The 6,417-nt window shown below is 39.2% G+C and carries 5 protein-coding genes and 1 rRNA gene; 5 read left to right on the top strand and 1 reads right to left on the bottom strand.

Going from position 1 to position 6,417, the window contains the following annotated elements; all coding sequences use genetic code 11:
• Positions 1 to 101 precede the first annotated feature (101 nt).
• From rrf to HMPREF1321_RS07350, 5 genes are all read left to right on the top strand, one after another.
• A 5S ribosomal RNA gene (rrf, locus tag HMPREF1321_RS07370) occupies positions 102 to 211 on the top strand.
• A 188-nt stretch (positions 212 to 399) separates the two neighbouring features.
• Complete coding sequence (locus tag HMPREF1321_RS07365) at positions 400 to 2,874, top strand: polysaccharide biosynthesis/export family protein (protein WP_009422019.1); 2,475 nt, start codon at positions 400 to 402, stop codon at positions 2,872 to 2,874.
• Between the two features lie 2 nt (positions 2,875 to 2,876).
• Positions 2,877 to 3,944 (top strand): Wzz/FepE/Etk N-terminal domain-containing protein, encoded by a 1,068-nt coding sequence (locus tag HMPREF1321_RS07360; RefSeq protein WP_009416981.1) that lies wholly within the window; start codon positions 2,877 to 2,879, stop codon positions 3,942 to 3,944.
• On the top strand, positions 3,944 to 4,576 hold the full coding sequence (locus tag HMPREF1321_RS07355) for an HAD family hydrolase (protein WP_009422020.1): 633 nt from the start codon (positions 3,944 to 3,946) through the stop codon (positions 4,574 to 4,576). Before HMPREF1321_RS07360 ends, HMPREF1321_RS07355 begins: the two co-directional genes overlap by 1 nt.
• Positions 4,573 to 4,974: a pyruvate carboxyltransferase gene (locus tag HMPREF1321_RS07350; RefSeq protein WP_009421995.1), complete on the top strand. Its 402-nt coding sequence runs from the start codon at positions 4,573 to 4,575 to the stop codon at positions 4,972 to 4,974. Before HMPREF1321_RS07355 ends, HMPREF1321_RS07350 begins: the two co-directional genes overlap by 4 nt.
• Before the next feature lie 95 nt (positions 4,975 to 5,069).
• On the opposite strand, the gene HMPREF1321_RS07345 is transcribed toward HMPREF1321_RS07350, so the two are convergent.
• Positions 5,070 to 6,338, bottom strand: coding sequence for a DUF2851 family protein (locus tag HMPREF1321_RS07345; RefSeq protein WP_009422010.1), 1,269 nt, complete (start codon positions 6,336 to 6,338; stop codon positions 5,070 to 5,072).
• Positions 6,339 to 6,417: the final 79 nt, after the last annotated feature.

Below are 6,417 nucleotides of genomic sequence, written 5' to 3'. Positions count from 1 at the left end.
TAAGGCGAACGATGAGTGGCTCTACAGTGGCTCTACAGTGGGTTATAGGCATCAGGGATTCCCCTGAAACCTAACCCCTGACCCCTGACACCTAAAAGATTTAAGGTGGTTATAGTCAAAGGTCTCACCTCTTACCATTCCGAACAGAGCAGTTAAACCTTTTAGCGCAGATGGTACTACGGTCACGTGGGAGAGTATGTCGCCGCCTTCTTATAAAAAGAGCAATTCTGATAAAGAATTGCTCTTTTTTATTGTTTGAAGTTGTGGGACTGCTTGGAAAGAGGGCGGACGATTTGGAGAGAAAGTAGGAGAATTAACAAGAGCGGACTAAAAAAACAATATCTTGATTGCTAATTGCTAATAGTTTTGTATCTTTGCCCCAAAATCAATTATCCAATAATGTTGAAGATTAAATTACTTATTATATACTTACTTTTAGTTATCTCTCAAGCAGTAGCACAGGTAACCTCTCCTAATGCTACCTATAACAATGTGGATATCACTACTGTGAATGTGGATAACTTGAGTGATGCACAGATTAAAAATTATTGGGATCGCGCTCAAGCACAAGGTTATTCATTAGACCAATTCGTTGCTTTGGCTCGCAGTCGCGGTATGCAAGAAACGCAAGTAATGAAGCTCAAGCAGCGCATTATGCAACTCAGCACTTCTTCTGATATTAAAAACAAACTTAAAGAAAACACAAAAACAGGTAGACGCCCGGCTGAAGGTGATGATATTTTTGGTTATACCGGCAAAGAAAATAAAGATTCTATCACTACTAAACAGAAAAAGGATTCTATATTTGGAATGAGTTTCTTCAAGAATCCTAAAATATCTTTTACTCCTAACCTCAATATGGCAACTCCCGACAACTATCAAGTAGGTCCTGGTGATGAACTACTCGTAGAAGTTTGGGGGGCGACAGAAGGTTCTTTTAAGCAAAAAGTAGATGCTGAGGGGAATATATTCCTAAATGGTATCGGGCGCATTCACGTGGGAGGACTTTCGTTTAGTGAAGTGAAGGCTAAGATTAATTCACAGCTCAAGCGCATTTATTCTGGTATTTCGGCTCCTGAAGGTAGTTATGCGAAAATTTATACAGGGGTAACCATCAGTCAGGTGCGTACAGTAAAGGTGAATATCATAGGCGAAGTGGCAGTTCCTGGAACTTATTCGCTTAGTTCGCTTTCAACAGTGCTTAACGCATTATATGCTTGTGGAGGCCCTTCAGAAAGTGGTTCGTTTAGGGAAATAAACATCTTTCGTGGAGGTAAAAAAGTTGCTACTTTTGACGTGTATAATTTCCTAATAAATGGTTCAGAAAAAGGCAATATAGGTCTTAAAGACCAAGATGTGATTATTGTACCCCCATATAAAAACCGCGTATGGGTGGACGGGAAAGTAAAACGACGTGGTTTTTATGAAACTTTAGACAATGAGACGCTGGCGAACCTCATCACCTTCTTTGGAGGTTTTACCTCTGATGCTTTTACCAATACTTTGGTGTTGGAGCGCATTAAAGATGCTAAACGAGAAGTAAAAGAGATTCCTTTTGCTGATATTTCAAAAGTAAAAATGCAAAATGGGGACCGCCTAAATGTACACGCTATTACTGATGAATACCATAATAGGCTCAGTATAGGCGGAGCGGTATATCAGCCTGGGGTATACGAATTTAAAGAGGGGATGACGGCTTACGACTTACTCAACAGAGCTAACGGAGTGAGAAAAGATGCTTCCTTGAATAGAGGTCTTATCTTCCGCACTGAAAACCGCGTGGATTACCAAACACTTAGTTTTTCGGTGAAAGACCTCATAGAAAAGAAAAATGATATTCCGCTAAAAGATAATGATAGTATTCATATTTTCTACAGAGATTCTCTTCAGTACAAACGCTTTGTAAAGGTAGAAGGAGCTGTAAATAAACCTAAAGAATTACCTTTTATGGAGAATATGACAGTGGAAGACGTGATTTCGTTGGCAGGTGGTTTAGCTAATGGTGCAGACCCTTCGATGATTGAGGTATTTAGAGAAACTAACGATGGTAATTTTCAGAAACTAAGTCAAGCCTTTAAAGTATCGTCTAACCATCAGTTAGAGCCCCAAGGAGAACGACTTACCTTGCAACCTAACGATGTAGTATCGGTACGTTATATCAAAGGATTTACACCTATGCAAACTGTAACGGTAATGGGAGAAGTGCTCTACCCAGGTGTTTATAGTATTCAATCTAAAGACGAACGTGTTTCGGATTTATTAGAGCGTGTGGGCGGTTTTACTCCCTTTGCCTATAAAGAAGGACTTACGCTTGTGAGAAAGAAGACAGATGAGGGTGATATTCAGCAAGAAGATTTCTTAAAAGAACTCATTGAGATTGAGAACGACACGAGCAGTAGCACTTCGAATAAAACACTGAGAAGAGTAGCTAAAAAAAGCAATGAGTATCGCATAGGACTTGATGTAAAAAAGATATTAAACCGAAAACACAGCAAATATGACCTCTTGCTCAATGACGGAGATATGTTATTAGTCCCTTCAGAAAAACAAACTGTGGAAATTAGAGGAGAAGTATTAGCGCCTTCATTAGTGCGTTATGAAAAAGGAGCTTCTATACATCAGTATGTCAGTAGTGCAGGAGGTTTTGCCAGTAGGGCGAAAAGGAGTGCTATTTATGTGATGTATGCCAATGGAGATATAAAGGCAACACGCACCTCTCTATTCTTTAAAAACTACCCCAAAATAGAGCCTGGGGCCATTATTATAGTACCTTCAAAACCCGAAAAACAACGTCTTACAACCGGAGAAACGGTGGGTATCATTTCGGCTATTACTACTATGGGGGTGTTAATTTACAGTGCTTTTAAGAAATAAGTATGGAAAATAATCATCACAATACGATAAGAGAAGAAGATGAAATTGATTTGCTACAGCTTATCAATAAGCTTTGGAGAGCTAAGAAATCAATCGCTGTATTTACGTTGATATTTATGGTTATAGGAGTATTAGTAGCCTTATTTTCGGCTAAAGAATACACCGCTACCACTATTATGGTACCGCAAGCAACTGATAGCAAATCGACAGGAGGATTAGGAGGGCTTGCTGCTATGGCAGGGATTAATTTAGGAGGGAACAATGCAGATGCTATTCCTCTTACTACCTACTCCAAGATTATTGAAAGTGTTCCGTTTAAAAAGAAATTAGCACAGACGAAGCTTACGTTTTCAGATATTCCTAATCCGATTACCTATGAGCAATATTGTAAAAGCTATGCGAAACCGAGCATTTGGAGCAGTGTGATGAGTATTTTCCGTTCAAATCCTTCTGAACCGTCTATTAAGATACAAGATACCACCCATATTACGAGTATTAGTAGAGAGGAGAGGGCTATCCTAAATAGTATTGATAATAATATCAAGTTGAATTTAAATGAAAAAGAGGGTTATATTACGCTATCGTATGCAATGCCCGAAGCACTTCCTGCGGCACAAATGTTACAAAGTGCGCAACAGTTATTGCAAGAAACAGTAACTGAGTTTAAATTGCAAAAAGCAAAAGAAGAGTTCGACTTTGTACAACAACGTTTTATCGAAGCTGAAAAAGATTTTAAGGCAAAGCAATACGCTGTGGCAGGTTTCCAAGACCGCAATCGTGACCTTTTTAGCAACTTGCCTCAAACGCGTTTGCAACAACTGCAAGCTGAGTATAACTTAGCTTTTAATGTATATACTGAATTAGCTAAGCAACTTGAAACCAAACGTATTAAGATGAAGGAAGACCAACCAATATTTACCATTATTGAGCCTGTGAGCGTACCTAACGAACGTTCTAAACCTAAACGAATGATGATTATTGCTATTTGGACGTTTGTAGGACTCATTATAGGAATAGGTAATGTTTTTCTAAAAGACTTTAGACAACAACTCAAATCTAATAACGACTAATGACTAACGACTATATTATCTTTGATATGGACGGGGTGCTATTAGACAGTGAACCAATGCACCAAGAGATTATTTATGAGACTTTTCAGCTGAAAGGTATTCCGTTTGATAAGACTTACATACAAACTCTCACAGGTATGTCGGCTTTTCCGATGTGGGAAAAGGTAAAACGCGATGCCCAGCGAACAGAAAGTGTAGAGGAGCTAATGCAGTTTCACCGCAATTACTTTTTCAAACGATTACCCGAAGTGAAAGTTCCCTTAGTACCTCACGTAAAAGAAGTGTTAGAGAAATTTAAGAATGAAGGAAAGCACCTATCATTAGCTTCCTCTTCTGCGCGTAAACTCATCGATATTTTTACTCAACAAACAAATATAGCACACTATTTTGAAGTGATAATGAGTGGCGATGATGTGCAATATAGCAAGCCTAACCCTGAGATTTTCCTAAAGGTAGCCCAATGGTACCACTTGCCAGCAACACAATTTACAGTGATAGAAGACAGTACCAATGGGGTAAAAGCAGCTAAAAGTGCGGGGATGCAGTGTATAGGCTTCCAGAATCCCCTTTCAGGTGGACAAGATTTAAGTCAAGCCGACCTACTTATCCATTCAATGCAAGAACTTTTATGACAAACAGTAACATACAACTCATAGAATGTGTAACGATAGCCAATGAGGATTATTTGCAATCTTTATTGGCTGTTGGTTTTTATGGTCTTGCTCTCAAATCCAGACTACGCCCTTTAGTTAGTCATTTAGATTTTTCAAATACCCAAACTAAAATACTGCTTTTAGACGACGAACTACCTGCTATTGAAAAACAAGGTATTACTATTAGCAGTTTGGCTACTGCCTACCAAGCCGGCACTACACGTTTTTATAGTGCTATCAAAGGTTATGGAGGCTATCTTCCTACTGAGAAACTCCTCACCTTCTTCCAAGCCCAACACATCCCTACGGGTATTAACCTGCTCGCTTTTGAGAGTGCTTATAACGAAGCGCTACATCAGTTAACAGGTAATAGGTAACAAGTAAAGCTGGGTATGTGAGTAAGTCCAAGGACTTTGATAAGGTTTGTGATGAGAAGTTGATTTGGAGACTTTTTTAAATCCTACTTTGTTATTTATTTCCTTCCTAGCAAGGAAATCCCTATAGCACAATCTAAACAGCGTTTGGATTGGCAATAATGTTTGTATTGTTGTAGAAGTACTTGGGTATCAAAAGCGGTGGTGACAGAGACTCCTAATTGTTGGTATTGGGTGATAATGCTGTTGCTTTCGGCTGTCATTGTTTTGAGTTCTTCTATGAGAGATTCGCTCACATCCTTGCCCAAACTTTGATAATAGGCATATTTGAGTGGAATGAATACGTTTATCCAAATAAGTGTAATAAGGCTTGCACTAATAGGCTTTTTTACTTTTTTAGAAGTCTTGGTAAAGGTATAGTGGGTTTCCCAAAATTCGGAGACTCCTACAGCAAAGAGTTTTTGGATACTTTTGAAATCATTCACTTCAAGGATTTGTGAAAACAAACCTTCATTTAGCTCGTATAGCTGTGCGAGTTGCGAGAGCCGGATAGTGGGAAAACCTTGCGGACGTAAACCGGTGAAATGTATTTTTACTACGGGAGCAGAGAGGTTGTATTTCTGTTGTAGGTAATGATAATTTTGCAAGAGTTCACGTGGATAGGTGAGTTCAGTTGCTTCGGGGAGTAAGCCTGCTTGCCCCAATAGTAGCGCTTCTAAATGCAAGGGGTGTGAGCGTTCTTTGCGGATAATACTAAAGTCGAGATGTTTGCCCAATTGCAGGAATGCTTCGCCGTTTACAGTACCTCCAAAAGGCTTGAGAAGCATACAAAAAAGTACTTTCTCCCAATCAAAATTGGCAGCTTTCCACAACTCGTTCACAACAGTAGCTTTTTCTTCTAAACGTTCCACTAACAGACGCTCATTCCACGAAAGCAAAGTAATCGCTGGCACAGTAGTATATTCTTTTTCACAAGGAATAAACTGATAGTGTGAGGCTACAGTGGTTTTGTATCGCTCTAAGAGTTCAGGAGAAATAAGGCCTTGGAGTTCTAAAGTAGGAATTGGCTGGTTGTTAGCATCGAATACTTCTATATCGTGTTCCCAAACTACGTGCAGAATCACATTGCGATAGGCAGTATCACTCTCGTGACCGTGCACATACCAATGCGATGATTTGAGATGCATTTCTACATTACCTGCCCATTGCTGCTCATCTATAAGCAGTTGGGCACTTTGGAAATCGGGACCTGAAAGAGAATTGTAGTCGCCAAATGAGAGAATTTGCAAGCGCTCTCCCGTAGTAAGTACAGCGTTGAGAGGTACTTTTTTGTATTTCCATAGGTAGTGTAAGAAATCTTCTTTCATTTTGTTTAGGTAAAAGATAAGAGGTAAGAGGTAAGAAATAGTACCAGCTTATTTAATTAGTAAAGGTTGTAACAATGCA

This window comes from Capnocytophaga sp. oral taxon 412 str. F0487, from assembly GCF_000271925.1.
Taxonomy (GTDB): Bacteria; Bacteroidota; Bacteroidia; order Flavobacteriales; family Flavobacteriaceae; genus Capnocytophaga; species Capnocytophaga ochracea.
Note: the sequence above shows the minus strand (reverse complement) of the source record. Positions and strands in the feature narration are given on the sequence as shown.